Consider the following 21057-nt stretch of genomic DNA (forward strand, 5'->3'; position numbering starts at 1 on the left):
AAAACAAATGGCCACACTGGCGATGAATACCGCGACGTCTATAATTTTAGACCACAACGGCGTATCTGAAACGGGTGCCATCTCTCCGATTTTCAAGGATTATCTTTCGTGATATCGCGCTTCTTCACATCAGGGTTTGCGCTTTCGGATCTTGTCGCCGGCGCGTCGGTCTATTTCCCTCCGCTTTTTAAGGCCGTTATTCTCGGTTTTTTTATCTGGTTGATGGTGCACCGTCTGCTGCGTGACTGGATTTACGCGGGCGACATCTGGCACCCGACCCTGATGGATCTCTCGCTGTTTGTCTTATCAGTCAGCCTCGGGCTGCTGATCCTGATTGTGTGGTAAGCTCATGCGCCTGAAAACTCTCAAATATTTTTCCACGCTTTTCGTGGTGGCCGCCGCCCTGCTGGCGGGCTGGCTGGTCTGGAATTACTACATGCAGTCGCCCTGGACGCGTGATGGCAAGGTGCGGGCCGAACAGGTCAATATTACGCCGCAGGTCTCCGGCACCATTACCCGCCTGCTGGTGCGCGATAACCAGAAAGTGAAAGCGGGCGAACTGCTGTTTGCTATTGATGATACGCCCTACCGCATCGCGGTGCTGAACGCCGAAGCACAACTCGCCCGCGCGCAGACCGATCTCGCCAAAGCCAACAACGAGGCGAACCGCCGCCGCCATCTGCCGCATAACTATATTTCCGCCGAAGATCTCGACACCGCGAATATCAGCGTTAAGGCTGCCCAGGCTGCGCTAAAAATGGCAGAGGCTTCGCTTGAGCAGGCGCGCTGGCAACTTGAGCAGACGCATGTGGTAGCTCCTGTCGACGGCTGGGTGACCAATCTCTCGAGCCGCGTGGGGAATTACGCAAGCCAGGGCCAGCCTGTGTTTGCACTGGTGGACAGCCACTCGTTCTACGTGGTGGGGTATTTTGAAGAGACCAAACTGCGTCACATCCGCGAAGGTGCTCCCGCCAGAATCCTGCTTTACAGCACCCATACGCCGTTGCATGGCAAGGTGGAGAGCATCGGACGCGCTATTTACGATCAGAGCGTCGAGAGCGACAGCAGCCTGGTCGCGGATATCAAGCCTAACGTGCCGTGGGTACGGCTCGCGCAGCGCGTGCCGGTGCGTATCGCACTCGACAACTTGCCCGATGGCATCACGCTGGTGTCCGGCACTACCTGCACCGTCTCGCTCACCGACTAAGCGCCGCTCATGAATCTCGAATGGCTCACCTGGCAGCGCTCCCCGTGGGGCAAAGCGACGCCCGCGCAGTGGCGCTATGCGCTGCGCAACGGCATCGCGATGTCACTCGCGCTGACCATCGCCTACGTGCTGGAACTCGACGAGCCCTACTGGGCGATGACCTCCGCCGCCGTGGTGAGTTTCCCGACGGTGGGCGGCGTTATAAGCAAAAGCCTGGGACGCATCGCTGGCAGCCTGATTGGAGCCAGCGCCGCCCTGATTATCGCCGGGCATACGCTTAACGATCCGTGGTTATTCACCTGGGCAATGGCGCTGTGGCTGGCATTTTGTACCTGGGTTTCGGGCTATTTTCACAACAACGCCGCCTATGCCTTTCAGCTTGCGGGTTACACCGCCGCCATCATCGCTTTTCCGCTGGTCAATACCATTGAAACCTCAGAGCTGTGGGATATCGCCCAGTCGCGCGTCTGCGAGGTCATTGTCGGTATTTTGTGCGGTGGCCTGATGATGATGGTGATGCCAGGCCCGCCCGACAGCGTGACGTTTCTCGGCGCGCTGCGCAAAATGCAGGCGCGGCTGCTGGAGCATGCCAGCCTGCTGTGGAAGCCGCAAACCACGGACGCCATCCGTACCGCCCATGAGGGCGTCATTACCCAGGTGCTTACGCTAAACGTGCTGCGCATTCAGGCGTTCTGGAGCCATTATCGTATCCGCCAGCAGAACCAGTTGCTGAATTATTTGCTGCACCAGCAGCTGCGCCTGACCAGCTATATCTCCGGCCTGCGCCGCCTGCTGATGAACTGGCCACAGCCGCCGCAAAGCCTGTGGGCCGGGCTTGAGGCGTTGCTGGAAGAGCTGGGGCATCCGAAGCCCTGCACGCTGCGGGTGGCGCGTCTTCTGGCCGCGCTCGCCCCTGATGAAAACAGTGATTTTCGCCATCAGGCGTTCTGGCTGCGGCTGCGCGATTTCTGCCGCGTCTGGATGAACTGTCAGCGCTGGATAGCCCGTCTCGACACGCCTATCCCCGACGATACGCTAAGCGTGCCCGCCGCCCCACCGCTGGCGCGCCATACCGATAACGCCGAGGCGCTGTGGAGCGCGCTGCGTACCTTTTGCGTCATCACGCTGATTGGTGCCTGGGCGATTAACACCCGATGGGAGTCAGGCAGCGGCGCGCTGACCCTGGCGGCGATAAGCTGCGTGCTCTATTCCGCGTCGCCCTCGCCCCATAATTCGCTTAATCTTCTCCTGCGCACGCTGTTACTCCTGACGCTGTTTAGCTTTGTGGTGAAATTCGGGTTGATGGTGCAGGTCACCGATCTCTGGCAGTTTCTGCTGTTTCTTTTTCCGCTGCTGACCACCATGCAACTGCTGAAGCTTCAGCAGCCGCGGTTTGCCGGGCTGTGGGGCCAGTTGATTGTGTTTATGGGATCGTTTATCGCGGTGACGAACCCGCCGGTTTACGATCTGGCGGATTTTTTAAATGACAATCTGGCGAAGATTTGCGGCGTGGCGTGCTGCTGGGTAGCGTTCGCCGTACTGCGACCCGGATCTGACAGGCGTAAAGGGCTGCGCCATATCCGCGCCCTGCGTCGCGGGTTTATCGATCAGCTAAGCCGTGTTCCCCAGCGCGGCGAGGCGGCGTTTGAGTCGCTGGTTTATCATCACATCAGTCAGCTTAGCAACAGTAAAGATGAGGCCACCCGCCGCTGGCTGCTGCGCTGGGGCGTGGTGCTGCTTAACTGCTCGCACGTGGTCTGGCAACTGCGCGAATGGGAAACCCGCGCCGACCCGCTCTCCCAGGTGCGCGATATCTGTATTGAAACGCTACGGGATGTGATGAGCGTTAAAGGGGTGCGTCAACGGCCGCTGGCGGCGGCGCTCGGCGAGCTTGAACGTATCAGCTTTACGCTTGCGCGCCATCATCAGCCCGACGCGCGGCGGCTGGCGGGAATTATCTGGCGTCTGTGGTGTTCGCTGTCACAGTTGGAACAGGCGTCGCCCTCACCGCAGGAGGACAACGCCCGGGGTGCGGTTAAATAACGCCGCAGGCGTAACGGGCACCACCGCCACCCAGCGGTTTCGGATGATCGGACAGGTTATCGCCGCCGACGTGTACCATCAGCGCTTTACCCTTCACTTCGTCCAGTGTTTTGATACGCGGCGCGGTGACCGGGTCGGTGGCTTTGCCATCGTTATTAACGGCAAGGACCGGCAGATCGCCTAAATGTCCGTCGCCTTCCGGCCCGGCGTGTTTACCGGTATTTTGCGGGTCGAAATGACCGCCAGCCGCTTCTGCCGCGACCATTTTGCCGTCTTTCATGGCGGGTTCGCAGCTGCCTTTGGCATGAATGTGGAAGCCGTGATCGCCTGGCGGCAGGCCCTTGAGATCGGGCGCAAACTCCAGGCCTTTCTCGGTTTCGGTGATTTTAACCATGCCGACTGACTCACCGACGCCTTTGTCAGTGGCCAGACGCAGTTCCACTTCTTCGCTGGCGGCCTGTGCGGCGCCGCATGCCAGCAGCACCATCGCCGCCAGTGTCAATCGCTTCATATTCCCTCCAGTTTCAGGTGATTCCCGTTAAGTCTATAACAAGGTGTACGGTTTCACCGGAAAGGAGGGAATTAAGCGGTCACGGAACGTCGTAACCCAGTGCGGCCTTGCGAATACGGAACCACTGCTGGCGCGACATTTCCAGCGACAGCGCGCCCACCGCGCTTTGCACGCGCTCGATTTTCCCGGAGCCGATGATCGGCAGCGGGCGCGACGGCAGACGCATCACCCAGGCATAGACCACCTGTTCGATAGTCTGTGCGCCCGTCTCTTCTGCGACCTGTTGCAGCTCCGCGCGCAGCGGCCCAAAGCTTTCATCACTGAACAGCCGCCCGCCGCCCAGACATGACCAGGCCATCGGGCGAATGCGCAGTTGCTGAAGCAGATCCAGTGTCCCATCCAGCAGCAGCGGCTGGTGCACCGGCGAAATCTCAACCTGATTGGTGGCAAGCGTAAACGGCAGGCGCGACTGCAACAGCGAGAACTGCGCTGGGGTGAAGTTAGAAACGCCAAAGTGGCGCACTTTGCCGCTTTTATGGAGATCCAGAAACGCCTCGGCGATTTCGTCGGCATCCATCAGCGGATCGGGGCGATGAATAAGCAACAGATCCAGCACGTCAGTATGCAGATGGCGCAGCGAGTTTTCGGCGCTCTGCACAATGTGTCCGCGATCGGTAATGTAATGACCAATCACGTTTTCCGGCTTCGCGGTCGTGGCGATACCGCATTTGGTGACGATTTCCATTTTGTCGCGCAGGTGCGGTGCCAGACGCAGCGCCTCGCCAAAGGCCGCTTCGCACTGATAGTTACCATAAATATCCGCGTGATCGACGGTGGTGATGCCAAGCTCCAGATGCTGCTCGATAAACCCGACCAACTCGCGGGCGGAGTAATTCCACTCCATCAAACGCCAGTAGCCCATCACCAGACGCGAAAACGTCGGCCCCTGGGGCGCCATAAGAATACGCTCAACCATAAATACTTACCTCAGAAAGGAAAACTGTCGGGGATTATACGCGAGCGACGCGGTTAGAACAGTGAAGGCTGCTGTGGTTCTTCGTCAGGTTCGGCGCGTCCGGCGCGCAATTTACGGAGCATACGCTGACGGCAGAGGCGCAACACCTCCTGCTTTTGCGAGTCGTTCATTTTCTGCCAGTTGAAGCGCTCGTCGCGGCTGCGCATGCAGCCACGGCAGTAGCCGCGTTCATCCGACTGGCAGATCCCGCGACACGGGCTGGGAACGGGGAAAAACTCAAGCTGCTCGGCCACAACGGCTCCTCGTTAACATGATAGTTACAATTGAAGCCTGAACTGCGCGGGGATGCAAGTCCACCTGTTACCACGCCGATTTATTATCCTCATTCCTGTATTGTTGACCTGCCGTTTACTCTCCGGCTCCCAATCTTAAAAAGGGATTAAGGTTTAACTAATCTTTACGTCTTACACTGATGTCATCATTAATGGAGCTTACTGATGGCAAAGATTAAAAAATGGCGCTGGAGCGATTTACGTTTTAACCTTTTTAGCGCCCTGCTTTTCACCCTGATAAATGCACTGTTTATCGCCCGTTGCTGGACGATTATCGCTCCGCATCATTTTCACGATATCCTGTTTGCCGCGAGCGTACCGCTGGTGCTGTTCTGCGCCTGGCTGGTGATTTTCAGCATCGTCAATTTGCCGTGGCTGCGAAAACCCGTTCTGGTGATATTACTGCTCGGCTCGGCGGCCAGTAGCTACTTTATGTACACCTATGGTGCGGTGATTGACCAGAACATGATGGTCAATATCTTTGAAACCAACACCCAGGAGGCCGGAGCGCTGATTACGCCCCAGTTGATCGGCTGGTTGCTTATCGCGGGTGTGGTGCCTGCATTACTGTTTAGCCGTATTGAAGTGATTTCAGGCAGTCTGCTGTGGACTGCGCTGCGCCGTCTGGTCAGCATTCTCGCGAGCCTGCTGATTATCATTCTGGTGGCCTCGCTCTTTTATAAAGACTACGCCTCGCTGTTTCGCAACAATAAAAACATCGCCAAAATGGTGACGCCGCCCAACTACATCAGCGGCATCGTAAAATATACCCATTCACGGTATTTTGCAGGCGATCAGACGCTGGTGCGCATCGGCGAAGACGCCAAAAAAGGCCCTGTTATCCGCCAGCAGGCGAAGAAAACCGTGCTGGTGGTGGTGATTGGCGAAGCCTCACGCGAACAGAACTATTCGCTCGGCGGTTATGAGCGCGAGACCAATCCGCAGCTTAAAAAACAGGGCGTGGTGTTCTATCCGCACGCCACCTCCTGCGGGACGGAAACGGCGGTATCCGTCCCCTGCATGTTCTCCGGGATGCCGCGCGCGCATTACGACGCAGAGCTTGCGCATCATCAGGAGGGGCTGATGGACGTGCTGGCGCATGCGGGCGTCAATGTGCTGTGGCGTGATAACGACGGCGGCTGTAAAGGTGCCTGCAACCGAATTCCACATACAGACATGACTGAATGGAAGCTTAACGCTCTGTGTAAAGAAGGCTCCTGCCTCGATGACGCGCTGCTGTGGCGTTTCGATAACGTGCTGGACGGCGTGAAACAGGACTCAGTGATTGTACTGCATCTGATGGGCAGCCACGGCCCGGCCTATTACCGCCGCTACCCGGATAATTTCCGCCGCTTCACGCCAACCTGCGATACCAACGAAATCCAGAATTGCGACCGCCAGGCGCTCATTAACACCTATGACAACACCATTCTCTATACCGACGATGTGCTGAGCCGCACTATTGACGCGCTGCGTAAGCGTCAGGATACGATGAACACGGCGCTGGTCTATCTCTCCGACCACGGCGAATCGCTTGGTGAAAATGGCATATATCTGCACGGCGCGCCCTATATGCTGGCACCAGAGCAACAGACGCATATCCCGATGCTGTTCTGGCTCTCCGGTGATTACGCGCGTCAGTACGGCGTCGATACAGCCTGTCTCGGCAAACGCGCGGCGACGGATCAGGTCTCTCAGGATAACCTTTTCTCGACGGTGCTTGGCATCATGAATATCCAGACTTCGCTTTATCAGCCGCAGGAGGATATGCTTAGCGCCTGCCGGAAAAGTTAACGTTTCTGGCGGTTTTCATTAAGGCGACTTGCATTAGACCGACCGGTCTATTAGATTGGATTGTATGAACCGAACACCTGAACACGACACGCGCGAACATCTCCTTGCCACTGGCGAGCAGCTCTGCCTGCAACGCGGTTTTACCGGCATGGGATTAAGCGAGCTGTTAAAAACCGCGGGCGTACCGAAAGGCTCCTTCTACCACTACTTCCGCTCTAAAGAGGCGTTTGGCGTGGCGATGCTGGAGCGCCATTACGCCCGGTATCAGGCATGCCTTGAGCAGCACTTCGACCCGGCAGGGCCCGCGCGCGAGCAGCTGATCGCCTGGTTTGAACAGACGCTTCATCATTACTGCCAGACGGGCAAGATGATGGGCTGCCTGACCGTGAAGCTCTCGGCTGAAGTGTGCGATCTGTCGGAAGATATGCGCGGTGCGCTTGATAAAGGCGCGGCGCAGGTCATCGCCCTGCTGGCAGAGGCGCTTGAGCGCGGCCGTGAAGCGCAGGCGTTAACCTTTACCGGCAACGCGCAGCAGCGGGCGCAGGTGTTGTACGTGCTCTGGCTTGGCGCAAGCCTGCAGGCCAAAGTGTCGCGCAGCGGCGCGCCGCTCGAAAACGCGCTGGCGCACGTTAAAGAAATCCTTTGAAGAGAGCGCCTGCCGCAAGGCAGCGCTTTTTTATTTCGCTCATTACAAGACGACCGGTCTACTCAGGAGTGACTATGCAAGACGAAAAGCTGTTTACCCCGCTGAAAGTGGGTGCTGTTACCGCCCCTAACCGCGTATTCATGGCCCCGCTGACCCGCCTGCGCAGCATTGAGCCGGGCGACATTCCGACGGCGATGATGGTGGAGTATTACCGCCAGCGCGCCAGCGCCGGGCTTATCATCAGCGAAGCCACCCAGATTTCCGCGCAGGCTAAAGGCTACGCGGGCGCGCCGGGCCTGCACAGCGATGAACAGATCGCCGCGTGGAAGAAAATTACCGCTGCCGTACATGAGGCCGATGGCCGCATCGCCGTTCAGCTGTGGCACACTGGCCGTATCTCGCACAGCAGCATTCAACCGGGCGGCGAAGCGCCGGTCGCACCTTCTGCCATTAACTCCGGCACCCGTACGTCGCTGCGTGATGAAAACGGCAAGGCAATTCGTGTAGACACTACGACGCCGCGCGCGCTGGAAACGCACGAAATTCCGGGCATTGTGGATGATTTCCGCAAGGCAGTCGGCAATGCGCGCGACGCGGGTTTCGATATGGCAGAGTTGCACTCCGCCCACGGTTATCTGCTGCACCAGTTCCTCTCGCCTTCCTCTAACCACCGCACCGATCAGTATGGCGGCAGCGTGGAAAACCGCGCGCGTCTGGTGCTGGAAGTGGTCGATGCCGTCTGTAAAGAGTGGAGCGCCGACCGCATCGGCATTCGCGTGTCGCCGATTGGCTCCTTCCAGAACGTCGACAACGGCCCGAACGAAGAAGCCGACGCGCTCTACCTGATTGAAGAGCTGAACAAACGCGGCATCGCGTACCTGCATATGTCCGAGCCGGACTGGGCGGGCGGCGTGCCTTACACGGACGAATTCCGCCAGAAAGTGCGTGAGCGTTTTGATGGCGCGATCATTGGCGCTGGTGCCTACACCCGTGAGAAAGCCGAAGCGCTGATCCAGAAAGGGCTTATCGACGCGGTGGCGTTTGGCCGCGACTATATCGCCAACCCGGATCTCGTTGAGCGTCTGCGTAAAAAAGCCGATCTTAACCCGCAGCGCCCGGAATCCTTCTACGGCGGCGGCGCGGAAGGCTACATCGATTACCCTACCCTGTGATCCAAATTGATAGCGGCGGCCTTCCGCCGCTATACTAAAATCCTGTTTCACCCAAAGTGTTATCACAAGCCGTTTATTTAAGAGGATCTTATGCGCTTACTTCATACCATGCTGCGCGTTGGCGACCTGCAACGCTCCATCGACTTCTACACCAACGTTCTCGGCATGAAACTGCTGCGCACCAGTGAAAACCCGGAATACAAATATTCCCTGGCGTTTGTTGGTTACGGTCCGGAGAGCGAAGAAGCGGTGATCGAGCTGACTTACAACTGGGGCGTTGAGAGCTATGAACTCGGCACGGCTTACGGCCACATCGCCATCAGCGTCGATAACGCCGCAGAAGCCTGCGAGCGCATCCGCAACAACGGCGGCAACGTCACCCGTGAAGCGGGCCCGGTAAAAGGCGGCACCACGGTTATCGCGTTTGTTGAAGATCCGGATGGTTACAAAATCGAACTTATCGAAGAGAAAGACGCGGGTCGCGGCCTCGGCAACTGATCCCTCCGGCGGGCGTTCTGCCCGCCTTGCTGCATCCCGCCGTGAAATTTGCCATAATGCGCGCTGCTTTAATTCCCCAAACTTAAGAGACGCTGATGTCCGATAACGCTCAACTGACCGGTCTGTCCGACCGTTTTCGTGGCTTTTACCCTGTTGTCATCGATGTGGAAACCGCCGGTTTTAACGCCAAAACCGACGCGCTGCTGGAAATCGCCGCCGTGACGCTGAAAATGGATGCTGACGGCTGGCTCACCCCCGATGAAACGCTGCATTTTCACGTTGAGCCTTTTGAAGGCGCGATTCTCCAGCCGGAAGCGCTGGCCTTTAACGGTATCGATCCGCACAACCCGCTGCGCGGTGCCGTCAGCGAATATGACGCGCTGCACGCCATTTTTAAGATGGTGCGCAAGGGGATGAAAGAGAGTAACTGCAACCGCGCGATTATGGTGGCGCACAACGCCACGTTCGATCACAGCTTTATGATGGCGGCAGCCGAGCGCGCGTCGCTCAAGCGTAATCCGTTCCACCCGTTTGTGACGTTCGACACTGCGGCGTTAAGCGGGCTGGCGCTCGGCCAGACGGTGCTTGCGAAAGCCTGTATCGCGGCGGGTATGCCGTTTGACAGCACCCAGGCGCATTCGGCGCTCTATGACACCGAGCAAACCGCCCTGCTGTTTTGCGAAATCGTCAACCGCTGGAAGCGTCTGGGCGGCTGGCCGTTGCCGCCGCTCCCCGCAGAAGATGCGACGCCGCAGGACGGCGAATAAGCTAACGCAGCGCAAAAAAAAGCGGCCTCTCAGGGCCGCTTTTTTGTCTGCGCGATAACGCGCGACGGGATTACTCTGCGTCCGGCGTGGCCGAATTATATTTCGCCGCCGTCTCTTTGATCAGCTGCTGCAGTTCGCCGCGTTGATACATTTCGATAACGATGTCGCAACCGCCGACCAGCTCGCCATCCACCCACAGCTGCGGGAAGGTCGGCCAGTTAGCGTATTTCGGCAGTTCCGCGCGGATATCCGGGTTTTGCAGGATATCGACATACGCAAAACGCTCGCCGCAGGCGGACAGCGCCTGTACCGCCTGTGCGGAGAAGCCGCAGCTCGGCAGTTTCGGGGAGCCTTTCATGTACAGCAGAATCGGGTTTTCAGCGATCTGGCGTTGAATTTTTTCAAGCGTAGTGCTCATTGTCTTACTTCCTCAAGCGTCATTACGGCGTTAGCTTTACATTGTAGCGGCTCCGGAGCGTCCCGAAAATGCATAATCTTGCGCTTAAGCCCGGTGCCGTGCCGTGGTGAAAGAGAAGCAAATAATAACACTTTTCTGTAAGCTGCCGATATTCTCCTCTGAGAAGGCGCGCTAAAATGCGCGTCGGCGCAGCGGCAACTGGCGAAAAAGAGTGCGCCGGTTAACGAAACTACGCTCACAAGACGATTTGCTGCTTAACTTTGGACATTTTTTTAGATTAGAATCAGCAAGCTCTTAAAATTCATCCGTTGGCATGATTGCCGGCTTTATGCAGGGGAATGCTCAGTGGCGCGCAAAACAAAAATTGCTCTCACGCTCTGTGCTTTATTAATGACTTCATCACTGGCTTTTGCACCGTTCGCGCAGGCGTCGGAGCAGACGCGCGCCTCGAAGGTGCAAAAAGCGCACGCCAGCACGGTGAAAAAGAAAACCAGCACAAAAACCGCCAAGAAAAGTAACAACGCAACGAAAACCAAAACGGCGAAAACCGCCAGCGAGAAGCGAAGCACCACCGCAAAACGCACCAGTAAAACCACCTCTTCCGTTAGTAAAACCGCTTCCCGCCGCGCTTCCACCACTTCACCAAAACAGGCCAGCAGCCGCCTGAGCGCGCAGACCTGTACCAAAACGCGTAAAAACCGCAAAACCAAATGCGTCAACGGGCCACTCACAATTGCCGATGCCCACAAAGCGCGCGTGAAGAAAGCCCAGACCACCGCCATGAACAAGCTGATGAACCAGATAGGCAAGCCGTACCACTGGGGCGGCACGTCGCCGCGCACCGGTTTTGATTGCAGCGGCCTCGTCTGGTACGCCTATAAAGATCTGGTGAAGTTCCGCATTCCGCGCACCGCCAACGAAATGTATCACCTGCGCGACGCCGCGCCGGTTAACCGTGGCGAGCTGGAAAGCGGCGATCTGGTGTTCTTCCGCACTCAGGGCCGTGGCACTGCCGATCACGTGGGCGTCTATGTCGGCAACGGCAAATTTATTCAGTCACCGCGCAGCGGTCAGGAAATCCAGATAACGTCTTTGAGTGAAGATTACTGGCAACGTCACTATGTCGGCGCGCGCCGGGTAATGACGCCGCGCACCATTCGCTAATCCGCTTATCCTCATAACAAAACGGAGAAGGTCGCCCTTCTCCGTTTTCTTTTTTACGGCGCTTACGTTATTCAGCGCTGCACGCCATTTGCGCCTCGCGACGGCTGGAGATCAGCACCAGCAACAGGCCGAGTGCGGCAATCAGCGCGCCCATCACCGGCACCACGCTATAACCGAAGCCCGCATGGATGACAGCGCCACCCGCCGCAGCACCAAGTGCGTTACCGAGGTTAAACGCCCCGATATTCACCGATGACGAGAGACCCGGCGCTTCGCTGGCGACACGCATCACGCGCATCTGCAGCGGCGGCACCACCGCGAAGGTTGCCGCTCCCCATACCACCATACTCACCGCCGCGCCGATTTCCGTTTTTGCAAGCCACGGAATAGCCGCCATAATGACGATAAGCAGCATCAGGAAGCCTTTCAGCGTACCACTCACCGAGCGGTCCGCCAGGCGGCCGCCCAGATAGTTGCCGATGGAAAACCCGACGCCAATCAGCACCAGCATGGCGGTGACGAACGCCGCGCTGGCGTCAGTGATGTGGTGCAACACCGGCGCGATATAGGTATAGAGCGTAAACATCGCGCCCGCGCCGAGCACGGTTGTCAGCAGCGCGCTCACCACCTGCGGGCGCATCAGCACCGCGAGTTCGCTTTTCACATCCGGGCGCTCGCCGCTGCCGCCTTTCGGCAGTGAGAACCAAAGGCTCGCCATCGCCACAAGGCCAAGTCCGGCCGTCGCCAGAAACGACATTCGCCAGCCGATGGTTTCACCAAGCCAGGTTGCCGCCGGCACGCCACCGATATTGGCGATGGTCAGGCCCATAAACATCGTCGCGACGGCGCTCGCCTGTTTATGCTTCGGCACGACGCTTGCCGCCACCACCGAGCCGAGGCCGAAGAACGCCCCGTGGTTAAGACTGGTGAGAATACGCGAGGCCATCAGCGTCATGTAATCCGGCGCCAGTGCCGAGAGCACGTTGCCGAGCGTAAAAATCGCCATCAGAAAAATCAGCGCGCTACGCCGTGCTCGGTGCGACAGCAAAAGCGTCATCAGCGGCGCGCCCACCATCACGCCGACCGCGTAGGCGCTTATCAGCATACCGGCGGCCGGAATCGAGACGTTGACGCCATTCGCTATTACCGGCAATAAGCCCATCGGAGAAAACTCGGTCGTGCCAATGCCAAAAGCACCAATAGCCAGTGCCAGTAACGGGAAATTGACTTTCATTCATCGCTCCAGAAATTGTACAACAGCGCCGGAATACCCGACGTTACAGCAGGATGCAGAAAAGGATGGCAGTTTCAGTCAGAAAAGATAAGTGACAAAAACAGCAAAATATTATTGCGTGGGTGTTAAAGAACACGCAAAAGTTGTTATTAGCGAATGATAAGGGAATAACGAGAAAAAGAAAGGAAACGGCGAGCGGGCAGCGCTTAAGCGCAAGAGAAGTATAAGAAAGCGGGAGAACCGATACGCGCTCCCGCCTGACGCTTAATGCAGGATGGCGGTAAAAGCGCCCGCCACAATAAGACCCAGCACAACAATGGTGGTGACCAGCGAAAATTTCAGATCGGTACTCATGGTATTCTCCTTAAAGACCCCATAAAAATCAGGTAGTGGGCATTTTTGCATAAACAATCCGAAAAATCCTGCGACATTTAACCAGATATGCGTTTTCCCTCTTCCCCTTTCGATAAAGATAAGCCAAAATTCGTCGCTACTTTATTCGGTACCGGCCATCGACCCCTCCTCACGATAAATGTCGCGTTTCCCGGCATGCCGCACTCTCCTCGCGGCAGTCAGGGGTGTATACAGGCAAACGATTAACCCGTGATTTTACACGGCTCAGCCAGGGGTCTGGAGTGATTATTAATGGCAACAATTAAAGACGTCGCGAAGCGAGCCAACGTTTCCACAACAACAGTCTCACATGTAATTAACAAAACCCGTTTTGTGGCGGAAGAGACGCGCAACGCGGTTTGGGCGGCTATTAAAGAATTACACTATTCGCCAAGCGCCGTGGCGCGCAGCCTGAAGGTGAACCACACCAAATCTATCGGGCTGCTGGCGACCAGTAGCGAAGCGCCCTATTTCGCCGAAATCATCGAAGCGGTTGAGAACAGCTGCTTCGCCAAAGGCTATACGCTAATTTTGGGCAACGCGCATAACAATCTGGAAAAGCAGCGCGCGTATCTGTCGATGATGGCGCAAAAGCGCGTCGACGGCCTGCTGGTGATGTGTTCGGAATACCCGCAGCCACTGCTCGCCACGCTTGAAGAGTATCGTCATATCCCGATGGTGGTGATGGACTGGGGCGAAGCGAAAGCCGATTTCACCGACTCGGTTATTGATAACGCGTTCCAGGGTGGTTATCTCGCCGGGCGTTATCTTATCGAACGCGGCCATCGCGATATCGGTGTGATCCCGGGGCAGCTTGAGCGCAACACCGGCGTCGGGCGCTTCTCCGGCTTTATGAAAGCGCTGGAAGAAGCGGCTATCAAAGTACCGGAAAACTGGATCGTGCAGGGCGATTTCGAGCCGGAATCTGGTTACCGCGCGATGCAGCAGATCCTCTCGCAGCCGCAGCGTCCCACCGCTATCTTCTGCGGCGGCGATATTATGGCGATGGGCGCTATCTGCGCCGCCGATGAGATGGGCCTGCGCGTGCCGCAGGATATTTCCATCATCGGCTACGACAACGTACGCAACGCGCGTTTCTTTAGCCCGGCGCTGACGACTATCCATCAGCCCAAAGAGACGCTCGGCCAGACCGCGTTCAATATGCTGCTCGACCGCATCGTGAACAAACGCGAAGAGTCGCAGACCATTGAAGTGCACCCGCGCCTGATCGAACGCCGCTCGGTGGCGGATGGCCCGTTCCGCGACTATCGCCGTTAATCCTTCCGGGAGCCGTATTACTGCGGCTCCCGCAGCCACTCCTTGTTCAGCGTTTCACTGTCCCCCAGATAATCGAGCAGCCAGCGCAGCGCGGGCGAGGCGTCGCTTTGCCGCCACGTCAGGCAGCAGGCGGCATCCGGAAACGGGTTTTCGAGCGTTAGCGCGCGCCACTCTCCGCTGTCGAGCCACGGCTTCGCAAAGTGCGTCGGCACCATGCCGATACACAACCCTTCGCTCAGCGCATCGGCGGCGCAGTACCAGTCCGGCACCACCACGCGCCGCTGGTTATCCAGCAGCCAGGTGATACGCTTGGGCAGCGATCGCGACGTATCTTCCAGCACCAGTGAGGGGTAATCGCGTAGCCTGTCGTCGCTGAGCGCGCCCGCGTGCTGCGCCAGCGGATGATGGTGCGCCACCACGCAGCGCCAGCTCAGCATGCCCATATCGCGAAACGCGAAGCGCCCGCCAACCGGAATCGCCTGTGTGGCCCCGATGGCAAGTTCCACGCGCCCGTCCGCCAGCGCGTCCCAGACGCCGTTAAACACCTCCTGCGACACCTGCAACTCCACATCAGAGAAGTGCCGGTAGAAATCGAGCACCAGCCGCCGGACGCGTTCCGGGCGCACGATATTGTCCACCGCGATGGAGAGCTGCCCGCGCCAGCCGTTGGCAATCTGCTGGCACTGCTGTCTGGTGATCATCATTTTTTTGATGACAGAACGCCCCTCGCGCAAAAACCAGGCCCCGGCGGGTGTCAGAACCACATCACGATGGCGGCGCTCGAAGAGCGACACCGCAAGCCACTCCTCAAGCTGGCGCACCGTATAGCTGACGGCAGAAGGCACGCGGTGCAGTTCTGCCGCTGCCGCGGTGAAACTGCCGGTGCGCGCCACGGCGTCCACCACTTCGAGGGAATATTCAGACCACATTTTTTGCCTGCAAATTTTTTGAATGGAACCGGCAAATATTAGCGTTTCACAAGCGGGATTGCACTCCGTACACTCCTGGCTCTTTCGCGTAATAAGAAGTGAGTTAATGTGATGCGACCTGATAAAGGATTTCTTTGCTGGCTGGCCGGGCTGAGCGTGCTCGGTTTTCTGGCGACCGACATGTACCTGCCCGCATTCGCCGCTATCGAGGCGGATCTGCACACAGTGCCTTCGGCTATCAGCGCCTCGCTGAGCCTGTTCCTGGCCGGATTCGCCCTGGCGCAACTCGTCTGGGGCCCGCTCTCTGACCGTTTTGGCCGTCGTCCGGTTTTGCTGGCGGGGCTGGGAATTTTCGCACTTGGCTGCCTTGGCACCGTCTGGGTAGAGAGCGCGGGCGCGCTGCTGGCCCTGCGCTTTATTCAGGCCGTGGGCGTTTGTTCCGCTGCGGTAAGCTGGCAGGCGCTGGTAACTGACCGCTACCCGGCGCAGCAGGCGCGTCGTATCTTCGCGACCATCATGCCGCTGGTGGGGCTTTCGCCTGCGCTGGCACCGCTGCTCGGCAGTTGGATCCTGAATCACTTTTCCTGGCAGGCGATTTTCGTTGTGCTGTTTGCCATCACGGTACTGCTGATTATTCCGGCGCTGCGTCTGCCTTCCGGCGCGCCGCAGGGTAACAAAAGCGGCGAGCCGCTGAGCTTTATGATGCTGCTGCGCTCGCGCGTCTACAGCGGCAATGTGCTGATTTACGCCGCCTGCTCCGCGAGCTTTTTCGCCTGGCTCACCGGTTCGCCGTTTATCCTGCATGAGATGGGCTATAGCCCGGCGGTGATCGGCTTAAGCTATGTCCCGCAAACCATCGCGTTCCTCATTGGCGGCTATGGCTGTCGCAGCGCGCTGCAAAAATGGAATGGCGAAGCCCTGCTGCCGTGGCTGCTGGCAGGCTTCGCGCTGAGCGTGCTCGCCACCTGGCTTGTGGGTTTGAGTGATGCTGTTACGCTCACCACGCTGCTTATTCCCTTCTGTCTGATGGCGATGGCGAACGGGGCGATTTACCCTATCGTGGTCGCCGCCGCGCTGCTGCCGTTCCCGCAGGCCACCGGACGCGCCGCCGCGCTGCAAAACACGCTCCAGCTGGGGCTTTGTTTTGTGGCAAGCCTGGTGGTGTCGTGGCTGGTCGCGACCCCGCTGCTGTCGACCACCAGCGTTATGCTGGCGACCGTACTGCTGGCGGGTCTTGGCTTTTGGCTACGCGGGCCTCAGCAAGTCACGCAGTCATCAGCCGCGTGATAATATGAAATTTTTGTGATTAGCTTGCTAACGGTCAACAGTTGAATCATCGTAAAGCGAGGCCTATACTGATTCGCGGCTCTACAATAATTAGCATAAATATTATGTAGTAACGGGAGCCGCTGGCTCCCGTTTTTATCTGGAATGACATTTCTGGCAAGGGTCATCTCCCTTCCTCTGTTCTACGTCGATATCAGGCTCGCGGACCTTTCCGTGATATTTCTCACATACCGAAAATTGCGACTACGCTGTTTGAAGGTTCTGATCACATCAGTGATGGAGAAGCTATGAGTTCATCGTGTATAGAAGAAGTCAGCATACCGGACAACCACTGGTATCGCATCGCAAGTGAACTACTCAGCCGGGCCGGGATCGCTGTTAACGGCGCTGCCCCTTCCGACATTCAGGTGAAGAATCCTGACTTTTTTAAACGGGTGTTACAGGAAGGTTCTCTCGGTCTTGGCGAAAGCTATATGGACGGCTGGTGGGAGTGCGAGCGGCTCGATCTCTTTTTCACCAAAGTGCTGCGCGCGGGCCTGGAAGACCAGTTGCCCCACCACCTCAAAGATACGCTGCGCATTCTGGGCGCTCGCCTGTTTAATCTGCAAACCAAAAAACGCGCCTGGATTGTCGGCAAAGAGCATTACGATCTCGGCAACGATCTGTTCAGCCGCATGCTCGACCCGTACATGCAGTACTCCTGCGGCTACTGGAAAGAGGCGGATAACCTTGAGGACGCCCAGCAGGCGAAGTTAAAACTTATCTGCGAAAAGCTTCAGCTTAAGCCTGGCATGACGCTGCTTGATATTGGTTGCGGATGGGGCGGACTGGCGTCGTTTGCCGCGCAGCATTATGGCGTGTCGGTCACCGGCGTGACCATTTCTGCCGAGCAGCAGAAAATGGCGCAGGAGCGCTGCCAGGGGCTGGATGTCACTATTCTGTTGCAGGATTACCGCGATCTCGATTCGCAGTTTGATCGCATCGTCTCGGTGGGCATGTTTGAACATGTCGGGCCGAAAAACTACGCCACCTATTTTGATGTTGCTGACCGCAATCTCAAGCCTGACGGGCTTTTCCTGCTGCATACCATCGGCTCGCGTAAAACCGATAACAATGTCGATCCGTGGATCGACAAGTACATTTTCCCGAACGGCTGCCTGCCGTCGGCGCGCCAGATAGCCGCCGCCAGCGAACCGCATTTCGTGATGGAAGACTGGCATAACTTTGGGGCGGACTACGATAAAACGTTGATGGCCTGGTATGCGCGTTTCCTGGCCGCCTGGCCGGAGATTGCGGATAACTACTCCGAGCGGTTTAAACGTATGTTTACCTATTATCTCAACGCCTGCGCGGGCGCCTTCCGCGCGCGGGATATCCAGCTGTGGCAGGTACTCTTTAGCCGCGGCGTGGAAAACGGCCTTCGCGTCGCCCGTTAAGCGTTCACCCCGGCGCACGCCGGGGGCTTTTTGCCACTCGCACTTCCCCGCTTTGTGACACTTCTCACGCTTTCGCGACGTTTCCTTTAATAAAAGTGATCCCGGCGACAATCAGGCGACAGACTCATGGAAACCGGTTTCCATTATGTTTCAAACTGAGCGCCATTCCCCCTGCCTGATAAAGGAAACGTGTCATGAGTCTGTACCAGAGTATGGTCCATGTTATTGAAAACAAAATCACGCCGCTGGCGGGCGCGATGGGTTCGCAGCGTCATGTGGTGGCTATCAGGGACGGTTTCCTCGCCGCCCTGCCGTTTATGATTATCGGTTCGTTTCTGCTGGTGTTTATCTTTCCGCCCTTCTCGCCGGATACGCAAATCGGCTTTTGCCGCGCGTGGCTTGATATCTCGCTGAAATATCGCGAGCAACTGATGCTGCCGTTTAACCTCAGCATGGGCGTGATGACGTTTTTTATCTCGGTCGGCATCGGCGCGAGCCTTGGCAAACACTACAAGCTTGACCCTATCATGACCGGCCTGCTGGCGTTTATGGCGTTTCTGCTGGTGGCAGCACCCTATAAAGATGGGCAGATCTCGACGCAGTATTTCTCAGGCCAGGGCATCTTTACCGCGCTTATTACCGCGATTTATGCGAGCGAAATGTACGCTTTCCTGAAGCGCCACAACATTACTATCCGCCTGCCGAAAGAGGTGCCGACCGGCGTCGCGCGCTCCTTTGAAATTTTGATCCCGGTGGTGGTGATTGTCTTTACGCTTCACCCGCTCAACCTGCTGATTGAATCCACTACCGGCATGATCCTGCCGGAAGCGATTATGCATTTGCTCTCGCCGCTGGTGGCCGCGTCTGACTCTCTGCCGGCGATTCTCATCTCCGTTTTAATCTGCCAGATCCTGTGGTTTGCGGGCATTCATGGCGCGTTGATTGTCACCGGCATCATGAACCCGTTCTGGATGGCGAACCTCTCCGCCAACCAGGCCGCGCTGGCGGCCGGCCAGGCGCTGCCGCATATCTATCTGCAAGGGTTCTGGGATCACTACCTGCTGATTGGCGGCGTCGGCTCCACGCTTCCGCTGGCGTTCCTGCTGCTGCGCAGCCGCGCGGTGCATCTGCGTACCATCGGTAAAATGGGCGTCGTGCCGAGCATGTTTAACATCAACGAACCGATTCTGTTTGGCGCGCCGGTCATCATGAACCCGGTCTTTTTCCTGCCGTTTATCCTGGTGCCGATGGTGAATGCCGTTCTTGCCTGGACCGCGACCAAACTGGGCTGGCTGGCGCAGGTGGTCTCGCTAACGCCGTGGACCACGCCTGCGCCCATCGGTGCCTCGTGGGCTGCGAACTGGGCCTTCAGCCCGGTCATCATGTGTCTTATCTGTATGGTGATGTCGGCGCTGATGTACTACCCGTTTGTGAAGGCCTATGAGCGCACGCTGCAAAAGCAGGAAGAGGCACAGGAAAGCACCGAAAGTGACACTGTCACGAGCAATGTCTGATTTTACCGCGCCTGCCCTGTCGGCAGGCGTCTGACTACGTTATGAGGATGGATATGCACTACTCATTTCCTGAAGGATTCTGGTGGGGCAGCGCCAGCTCGGCGCCGCAAACCGAAGGTGAAAGCCTGAGCCACGGCAAAACGCCCACCACCTGGGACCACTGGTTCCGCCTGCAGCCGGAGCGTTTTCACCACGGCGTTGGCCCGGCGCAGACCTCCACGTTTTATCAGCACTGGAAAGAAGATATCGCGCTGCTGAAAGCGCTTAATCACAACACCTTCCGCACCTCTATTTCCTGGGCGCGCCTGATCCCGGATGGCACCGGCGCGGTGAATCAGGAGGCGGTCGCCTTCTACAACCAGGTGATTGATGAACTTCTGCACCAGGGCATTACGCCGTTTATTAACCTGTTCCATTTCGATATGCCGTTAGCGCTGCAGGAACAGGGCGGCTTCGAGAACCGCAAAGTCATCGACGCGTTTGAAGCTTACGCCCGCACCTGTTTTGAACTGTTTGGCGACAGAGTGACGCACTGGTTTACCTTCAACGAGCCGATTGTGCCGGTGGAAGGCGGTTACCTGTATGACTTCCACTATCCGAACGTCGTTGATTTCCGCCGCGCGGCAACGGTCGCCTACCATACAATGCTGGCCCACGCCCGCGCGGTGAAGACCTATCACGAGCGCAACGACGGCGGCGAAATCGGTATTATCCTGAACCTCACCCCTTCTTACCCGCGCTCGCAAAACCCGGCGGACGTGAAAGCGGCGCATATCGCCGATCTGATGTTTAACCGCAGCTTCCTTGACCCGGCGCTGCGCGGCAGCTACCCGGAAGATTTAGTCGCACTGCTGGCGCAGTACGATCAACTGCCAGCGTGCCAGCCTGGCGATAAAGAGCTGCTGGCGGCGGGTGTGGTGGATCTGCTCGGCATCAACTACTATCAGCCGCGTCGTATTCAGTGCCGCGACTCGCAGGTCAACCCGGACAGCCCGTTTATGCCCGAGTGGTTCTTCAGCGCTTATGAAATGCCGGGCCGCAAAATGAACCCCTACCGCGGCTGGGAGATTTATGAGAAAGGCGTCTACGACATCCTCACCCGCCTGCGTGTAGAGTATGGCAACCCGCGCTGCTATATCTCAGAAAACGGCATGGGCGTTGAGAATGAGCAGCGCTTCGAGCGCGACGGGCAGATTCAGGATGATTACCGCATCGAGTTTGTGCGCGATCACCTTAAATGGCTGCATAAGGGCATCAGCGAAGGCAGCCGCTGTCTTGGCTACCACATGTGGACCTTTATTGATAACTGGTCCTGGTGCAACGCTTACAAGAACCGCTACGGCTTTGTATCGCTCGATCTGGAAAGCCAGAAACGCACGATCAAAAAGAGCGGTGAATGGTACCGCCAGGTGGCGGCCAGGAACGGGTTTGATGAGTAACCGAGTGGCGGCCTTCGCG

Annotated in this window: 21 protein-coding genes; 14 read left to right on the plus strand and 7 right to left on the minus strand. The window is 57.6% G+C overall.

Going from position 1 to position 21057, the window contains the following annotated elements; translation table 11 throughout:
• The first annotated feature begins 108 nt into the window (after window positions 1-108).
• Genes AFK66_RS10435 through AFK66_RS10445 form a run of 3 tightly spaced genes read left to right on the plus strand, consistent with a single transcriptional unit; the run spans window position 109 to window position 3250 of the window.
• On the plus strand, window positions 109-345 hold the full coding sequence (locus AFK66_RS10435) for a DUF1656 domain-containing protein (RefSeq protein ID WP_007774604.1): 237 nt from the start codon (window positions 109-111) through the stop codon (window positions 343-345).
• Between the two features lie 4 nt (window positions 346-349).
• A complete protein-coding gene (locus AFK66_RS10440) occupies window positions 350-1207 on the plus strand; it encodes an efflux RND transporter periplasmic adaptor subunit (RefSeq protein WP_007774600.1) in 858 nt (285 codons plus the stop codon).
• 9 nt (window positions 1208-1216) lie between these two features.
• Window positions 1217-3250, plus strand: a complete 2034-nt coding sequence (locus AFK66_RS10445) for an FUSC family protein (protein ID WP_023898846.1) — start codon at window positions 1217-1219, stop codon at window positions 3248-3250.
• On the opposite strand, the gene sodC is transcribed toward AFK66_RS10445, so the two are convergent.
• The 3 genes from sodC to AFK66_RS10460 form a co-directional block, all read right to left on the minus strand.
• A complete protein-coding gene (sodC, locus tag AFK66_RS10450) occupies window positions 3243-3761 on the minus strand; it encodes a superoxide dismutase [Cu-Zn] SodC (protein ID WP_023898848.1) in 519 nt (172 codons plus the stop codon). The two genes, AFK66_RS10445 and sodC, sit on opposite strands and share 8 nt — an antisense overlap.
• Window positions 3762-3840: 79 nt before the next feature.
• The gene (locus AFK66_RS10455) at window positions 3841-4737 is read right to left on the minus strand and encodes an aldo/keto reductase (protein WP_007774591.1); all 897 of its coding nucleotides are present in this window, start codon (window positions 4735-4737) and stop codon (window positions 3841-3843) included.
• Window positions 4738-4790: 53 nt separating this feature from the next.
• The gene (locus AFK66_RS10460) at window positions 4791-5030 is read right to left on the minus strand and encodes a DUF1289 domain-containing protein (RefSeq protein ID WP_007774589.1); all 240 of its coding nucleotides are present in this window, start codon (window positions 5028-5030) and stop codon (window positions 4791-4793) included.
• Between the two features lie 204 nt (window positions 5031-5234).
• Here AFK66_RS10460 and eptA point away from each other — a divergent pair, with 204 nt between their 5' ends.
• The 5 genes from eptA to rnt all read left to right on the plus strand — a co-directional run bounded on the left by eptA (window position 5235) and on the right by rnt (window position 9946).
• Window positions 5235-6863: a phosphoethanolamine transferase EptA gene (gene eptA, locus AFK66_RS10465; RefSeq protein WP_007774586.1), complete on the plus strand. Its 1629-nt coding sequence runs from the start codon at window positions 5235-5237 to the stop codon at window positions 6861-6863.
• 64 nt (window positions 6864-6927) lie between these two features.
• Entirely contained in the window at window positions 6928-7509 is a 582-nt protein-coding gene (locus AFK66_RS10470) for a TetR/AcrR family transcriptional regulator (protein ID WP_023898849.1), read from the plus strand.
• A 74-nt stretch (window positions 7510-7583) separates the two neighbouring features.
• Window positions 7584-8681 carry an alkene reductase gene (gene nemA / locus AFK66_RS10475; RefSeq protein WP_007774584.1) on the plus strand — a complete coding sequence of 366 codons (1098 nt, stop codon included), beginning with the start codon at window positions 7584-7586 and terminating at the stop codon, window positions 8679-8681.
• Window positions 8682-8771: 90 nt separating this feature from the next.
• Entirely contained in the window at window positions 8772-9179 is a 408-nt protein-coding gene (gloA, locus tag AFK66_RS10480; protein WP_004385022.1) for a lactoylglutathione lyase, read from the plus strand.
• Window positions 9180-9274: 95 nt separating this feature from the next.
• The gene (gene rnt / locus AFK66_RS10485) at window positions 9275-9946 is read left to right on the plus strand and encodes a ribonuclease T (protein WP_007774582.1); all 672 of its coding nucleotides are present in this window, start codon (window positions 9275-9277) and stop codon (window positions 9944-9946) included.
• A 70-nt stretch (window positions 9947-10016) separates the two neighbouring features.
• Here the strand turns inward: rnt and grxD are convergent, their stop codons facing one another.
• Window positions 10017-10364 (minus strand): monothiol glutaredoxin 4, encoded by a 348-nt coding sequence (gene grxD / locus AFK66_RS10490; RefSeq protein WP_007774579.1) that lies wholly within the window; start codon window positions 10362-10364, stop codon window positions 10017-10019.
• A gap of 345 nt (window positions 10365-10709) precedes the next feature.
• Between grxD and AFK66_RS10495 the strand changes: the two genes are divergently transcribed.
• Window positions 10710-11528 carry a C40 family peptidase gene (locus AFK66_RS10495; protein WP_023898851.1) on the plus strand — a complete coding sequence of 273 codons (819 nt, stop codon included), beginning with the start codon at window positions 10710-10712 and terminating at the stop codon, window positions 11526-11528.
• Window positions 11529-11595: 67 nt separating this feature from the next.
• Here AFK66_RS10495 and AFK66_RS10500 read toward each other — a convergent pair whose 3' ends face one another.
• Window positions 11596-12762, minus strand: coding sequence for an MFS transporter (locus AFK66_RS10500; protein WP_012124921.1), 1167 nt, complete (start codon window positions 12760-12762; stop codon window positions 11596-11598).
• Between the two features lie 264 nt (window positions 12763-13026).
• Window positions 13027-13116 carry a cytochrome bd-I oxidase subunit CydH gene (cydH, locus tag AFK66_RS22390; protein ID WP_032968151.1) on the minus strand — a complete coding sequence of 30 codons (90 nt, stop codon included), beginning with the start codon at window positions 13114-13116 and terminating at the stop codon, window positions 13027-13029.
• Between the two features lie 291 nt (window positions 13117-13407).
• Here cydH and purR point away from each other — a divergent pair, with 291 nt between their 5' ends.
• The gene (gene purR / locus AFK66_RS10505) at window positions 13408-14433 is read left to right on the plus strand and encodes an HTH-type transcriptional repressor PurR (RefSeq protein ID WP_007774560.1); all 1026 of its coding nucleotides are present in this window, start codon (window positions 13408-13410) and stop codon (window positions 14431-14433) included.
• A gap of 17 nt (window positions 14434-14450) precedes the next feature.
• Here the strand turns inward: purR and punR are convergent, their stop codons facing one another.
• Window positions 14451-15362 carry a DNA-binding transcriptional activator PunR gene (gene punR / locus AFK66_RS10510; protein WP_007774559.1) on the minus strand — a complete coding sequence of 304 codons (912 nt, stop codon included), beginning with the start codon at window positions 15360-15362 and terminating at the stop codon, window positions 14451-14453.
• A gap of 111 nt (window positions 15363-15473) precedes the next feature.
• Here punR and punC point away from each other — a divergent pair, with 111 nt between their 5' ends.
• The 4 genes from punC to AFK66_RS10530 all read left to right on the plus strand — a co-directional run bounded on the left by punC (window position 15474) and on the right by AFK66_RS10530 (window position 21038).
• Complete coding sequence (gene punC, locus AFK66_RS10515; protein ID WP_007774558.1) at window positions 15474-16649, plus strand: purine nucleoside transporter PunC; 1176 nt, start codon at window positions 15474-15476, stop codon at window positions 16647-16649.
• Between the two features lie 287 nt (window positions 16650-16936).
• Window positions 16937-18085 carry a cyclopropane fatty acyl phospholipid synthase gene (cfa, locus tag AFK66_RS10520; protein WP_023898853.1) on the plus strand — a complete coding sequence of 383 codons (1149 nt, stop codon included), beginning with the start codon at window positions 16937-16939 and terminating at the stop codon, window positions 18083-18085.
• Between the two features lie 194 nt (window positions 18086-18279).
• Complete coding sequence (locus AFK66_RS10525; RefSeq protein WP_032972541.1) at window positions 18280-19599, plus strand: PTS sugar transporter subunit IIC; 1320 nt, start codon at window positions 18280-18282, stop codon at window positions 19597-19599.
• Between the two features lie 53 nt (window positions 19600-19652).
• On the plus strand, window positions 19653-21038 hold the full coding sequence (locus tag AFK66_RS10530; protein WP_007774550.1) for a glycoside hydrolase family 1 protein: 1386 nt from the start codon (window positions 19653-19655) through the stop codon (window positions 21036-21038).
• The last annotated feature ends 19 nt before the right edge of the window (window positions 21039-21057 follow it).

Origin of the sequence: Cronobacter malonaticus LMG 23826, assembly GCF_001277215.2 — a bacterium.
GTDB lineage: Bacteria > Pseudomonadota > Gammaproteobacteria > Enterobacterales > Enterobacteriaceae > Cronobacter > Cronobacter malonaticus.

Bases quoted from the DNA above. Each gene is read 5' to 3' on its own strand.
- AFK66_RS10440 (WP_007774600.1), top strand. From the start codon at position 350: ATGCGCCTGAAAACTCTCAAATATTTTTCCACGCTTTTCGTGGTGGCC.
- AFK66_RS10445 (WP_023898846.1), top strand. From the start codon at position 1,217: ATGAATCTCGAATGGCTCACCTGGCAGCGCTCCCCGTGGGGCAAAGCG.
- sodC (WP_023898848.1), bottom strand. From the start codon at position 3,761: ATGAAGCGATTGACACTGGCGGCGATGGTGCTGCTGGCATGCGGCGCC.
- AFK66_RS10455 (WP_007774591.1), bottom strand. From the start codon at position 4,737: ATGGTTGAGCGTATTCTTATGGCGCCCCAGGGGCCGACGTTTTCGCGT.
- eptA (WP_007774586.1), top strand. From the start codon at position 5,235: ATGGCAAAGATTAAAAAATGGCGCTGGAGCGATTTACGTTTTAACCTT.
- AFK66_RS10470 (WP_023898849.1), top strand. From the start codon at position 6,928: ATGAACCGAACACCTGAACACGACACGCGCGAACATCTCCTTGCCACT.
- nemA (WP_007774584.1), top strand. From the start codon at position 7,584: ATGCAAGACGAAAAGCTGTTTACCCCGCTGAAAGTGGGTGCTGTTACC.
- gloA (WP_004385022.1), top strand. From the start codon at position 8,772: ATGCGCTTACTTCATACCATGCTGCGCGTTGGCGACCTGCAACGCTCC.
- rnt (WP_007774582.1), top strand. From the start codon at position 9,275: ATGTCCGATAACGCTCAACTGACCGGTCTGTCCGACCGTTTTCGTGGC.
- grxD (WP_007774579.1), bottom strand. From the start codon at position 10,364: ATGAGCACTACGCTTGAAAAAATTCAACGCCAGATCGCTGAAAACCCG.
- AFK66_RS10500 (WP_012124921.1), bottom strand. From the start codon at position 12,762: ATGAAAGTCAATTTCCCGTTACTGGCACTGGCTATTGGTGCTTTTGGC.
- cydH (WP_032968151.1), bottom strand. From the start codon at position 13,116: ATGAGTACCGATCTGAAATTTTCGCTGGTCACCACCATTGTTGTGCTG.
- purR (WP_007774560.1), top strand. From the start codon at position 13,408: ATGGCAACAATTAAAGACGTCGCGAAGCGAGCCAACGTTTCCACAACA.
- punR (WP_007774559.1), bottom strand. From the start codon at position 15,362: ATGTGGTCTGAATATTCCCTCGAAGTGGTGGACGCCGTGGCGCGCACC.
- punC (WP_007774558.1), top strand. From the start codon at position 15,474: ATGCGACCTGATAAAGGATTTCTTTGCTGGCTGGCCGGGCTGAGCGTG.
- cfa (WP_023898853.1), top strand. From the start codon at position 16,937: ATGAGTTCATCGTGTATAGAAGAAGTCAGCATACCGGACAACCACTGG.
- AFK66_RS10525 (WP_032972541.1), top strand. From the start codon at position 18,280: ATGAGTCTGTACCAGAGTATGGTCCATGTTATTGAAAACAAAATCACG.
- AFK66_RS10530 (WP_007774550.1), top strand. From the start codon at position 19,653: ATGCACTACTCATTTCCTGAAGGATTCTGGTGGGGCAGCGCCAGCTCG.